Source organism: Shigella sp. FC1967, from assembly GCF_001743005.1.
In the GTDB taxonomy this organism is placed as follows: Bacteria; Pseudomonadota; Gammaproteobacteria; order Enterobacterales; family Enterobacteriaceae; genus Proteus.
The window spans coordinates 1-2,994 of record NZ_MIIZ01000817.1; the positions used below are offsets into that span (position 1 = coordinate 1).

The window sequence follows — 2,994 nt, forward strand, 5'->3', positions numbered from 1 at the left end:
CAATAATCAAACCATCTTTGATATTTTTATTTTTTCTCTTTAGTTTCTGAATAACCAATTTCTTCAGATAATTTATTATTTTTCAATAATCGAGCTATCTTTGGTATTTTTTATTTTCAATAGTCATACTATCTTTAGTATTTAACTTATCGTCTTCACGAGGATAATCTTTACTCTCAATTTTTTCTTCTTTTTTATCAACAGGGATTTTCTTTTCTATTTTTCGACTAACTTTATTATTTTCAGTAGCAGTTAACTTATTAAATTTTTTATTGATTTCTTTATTATCCTCAAAATGATTAGGACTTTCACCACAATTCAATTTGAGGTTATTTTCTATGACCATTTTACTAGTGGTCGTGTTTTTTTTGATCTTCCATGGTGCAAGACATTTTTTTTGTTTTAATGTACTTTCATTTGTAGAAGAATAAATTTGTGAATATATTCTCCTTTGGGTTAATAAAAGCCCTTCTGTGTTTAAAGAGTCATCTTCTTCGTCTTTTTTATCATCTAATTCTAATTCATCAACGACCTTATCAGATTTAATATTTGTATTTTTTTCTAAACCATCTCTTAATTCAGTAGGTCGTTTACAATCAAGATGATAAAAATCATCTAATTTCTGTTTTATTTTACTAAATTCTCCAGGAGATAGTCTGTCTTTTTCAAGATGTAATAATTCTATTATTGTAGAAAATGGTGATAATTTTTTTAGAATAAACAGTTTTCATATCACTATTTTGATCAGAGCTTAAAATATTATTTAACCTTAAAGTCTCAATCTTTATGGACATCATATAACACCATCTCCTGAATTTCGTTTTGCTCTAATCTTTCAATATATAACTCTTTTTCTCGTATTTTTCTTTCAAGATAAAGCGTCATTTTATTTTGTTTTTTAATTACTGCATCCCTTTCTTTTTTCAAAAACAGGCTATTTTTTTTTTAGTTTTTTCTAATTGATACTCTATTTCTTTAATTTGAGTACTAACAACATTCAATGAAGATAATATAATCGCTTGTTTACGTTTTTGTTGATTTAAAGAAATAGTCGAATAACTGCCTGCTTTTTCATAAAAAGGGATCTCTTTTTCTAATGCTGAAGCTAATATGATCTGTTCTTCTTTCTTATTTTCTGCTTCTTTTATTAATTGTTGATGCTTTTGTAGCTCTTTCTCTATTCTTTGTTGACGCCTAGCAATAGCATTTATCAAAATTTGCTGATTAAGAGGTAAGCGCATAAAGTTGATTCAGTGTTTGTTGAAAGTCTGCTTTTTCTTTAAATGACTGAATAAGAAAAGCCTCTATTACTGTTTGCTTATTGACTGCCAGATCATTTAATTCATTCTCTCCCGGACGATACTCACCCAATTCTTGTAATTGTTTAATATCTTGCAAACGCATCAACATTTGTCTTATTTTTAATGCCGCATTTTGTTGTTTAGTACTCGTTATTTGCTGAAAAATACGACTCACACTGCCTAAAATATCAATAGCGGGATAATGGCCTGAAGCCGCTATTTTTCGTGAAAGATAGATATGTCCATCCAAAATAGAACGAATTTCTTCACCTATGGCGTCTGGTTCATCATCACTTTCAAGTAAAACCGTATAAAACGCCGTAATAGAGCCTTGATGAGTAACTCCTGGTCTTTCTAAAATTGCTGGTAATTTATCAAAAACAGAAGCTGGATAACCTTTACGAACAGGAAGCTCACCCGCGGTAAGTGCCACATCTCTTAACGCTCTACAGTAACGCGTCATAGAATCAATAAATAACACGACATTTTTGCCTTGTTCTCTGAAATATTCAGCAACCGTAGTAGCAACTAATGCCGCATTACAACGTTCTATTGCTGGCTGATCGGAGGTAGAACAAATTAATACCGTTTTTTCGCATCGTTTGTCTTTTTTTAATTCCTCGACAAATTCAGTTACTTCTCGCCCCCTCTCACCAATTAGTCCAATAACAAAAATATCAGCCTGAGAGAAACGGATAAACATATTCATCAACATGGTTTTACCCGTTCCTGCACTGGCAAAAATTCCCATTCTCTGCCCTAATCCACAGCTTAATAATCCATCAACTGCACGAACACCTGACTCAAATACATCTGTAATAGGACGACGATCACTAAATGAGGGAGGATGACCATCAATAGGTAAATAGGAATAGAAATTTTCTTTTACCTCTTTTTTATCATTGAAACGTAAGAGATAATTACCTTTAATATCAATCATGCTCCCTAAAATATTAGGACTTAAAGCAACAGAAAAAGCCTTACCTGTTGGTACTACAATTATTTGCAGAGAATAACCTTGTGAACTCCCCATCATACTTAAAATAGTAATACCATTACGAAAGCCAATCACAATCGCTTCACCAATAATTTGTCCATTAATAATAGAATCTTTTAATAAACAAATTTCTCCAATAAATACACCACGCAACATCACTTCAAGGATATTGCCTTGTATTCGTATAGGATGAGCTGCATGATGAAATATTGAAAATTCTTTATTCATTTTTTAATTAATAAATTGTTGATGGATACTATTCATCACCTGAAAATATTCGTCTATTGCTTTTGCCATTGATTCACCATTTTGTAAAGCAATAGGCATAAACGAAGCTCGTAGCTCTAATTCAGATTCTACTTTGACTAAAGCTGGTTGACCTGGATAAAAACTTTCAGTTTGATTATTAATACTATTTAATAATAATGAAGTGCTGGTTTGTGATAATAAATTTTCATTATATTCACCAAGTACAGACCAGATCATTGGAACTTCATCAACAACTAATAAATTTATATCCGGCATGTCTCCCAAGCTAATAGTTATTGTCGAATGATTATAATTCAGATTCTACTTTGACTAAAGTCGGTTGACCTAGGATAAAAACTTTCAGTTTGATTATTAATACTATTTAATAATAATGAAGTGCTGGTTTGTGATAATAAATTTTCATTATATTCACCAAGTACAGACCAG

4 protein-coding genes are annotated in these 2,994 nt (G+C 31.0%); all 4 read right to left on the bottom strand.

Annotated features, from left to right (window positions below; translation table 11 throughout):
- Window positions 1–94 precede the first annotated feature (94 nt).
- Window positions 95–346: a hypothetical protein gene (locus tag BHE89_RS13630; protein ID WP_128860544.1), complete on the bottom strand. Its 252-nt coding sequence runs from the start codon at window positions 344–346 to the stop codon at window positions 95–97.
- Window positions 347–923: 577 nt separating this feature from the next.
- Entirely contained in the window at window positions 924–1,241 is a 318-nt protein-coding gene (locus BHE89_RS13635; RefSeq protein WP_286146136.1) for a hypothetical protein, read from the bottom strand.
- The gene (gene sctN, locus BHE89_RS13640; RefSeq protein WP_069366955.1) at window positions 1,225–2,526 is read right to left on the bottom strand and encodes a type III secretion system ATPase SctN; all 1,302 of its coding nucleotides are present in this window, start codon (window positions 2,524–2,526) and stop codon (window positions 1,225–1,227) included. Before sctN ends, BHE89_RS13635 begins: the two co-directional genes overlap by 17 nt.
- Window positions 2,527–2,529: 3 nt before the next feature.
- Window positions 2,530–2,865 carry an InvB/SpaK family type III secretion system chaperone gene (locus BHE89_RS13645; protein WP_353615129.1) on the bottom strand — a complete coding sequence of 112 codons (336 nt, stop codon included), beginning with the start codon at window positions 2,863–2,865 and terminating at the stop codon, window positions 2,530–2,532.
- Window positions 2,866–2,994 lie beyond the last annotated feature (129 nt).

Excerpts from the sequence above, each read along its gene's own strand:
- BHE89_RS13630 (WP_128860544.1), bottom strand. The coding sequence starts at position 346 with ATGGTCATAGAAAATAACCTCAAATTGAATTGTGGTGAAAGTCCTAAT.
- sctN (WP_069366955.1), bottom strand. The coding sequence starts at position 2,526 with ATGAATAAAGAATTTTCAATATTTCATCATGCAGCTCATCCTATACGA.
- BHE89_RS13635 (WP_286146136.1), bottom strand. The coding sequence starts at position 1,241 with ATGCGCTTACCTCTTAATCAGCAAATTTTGATAAATGCTATTGCTAGG.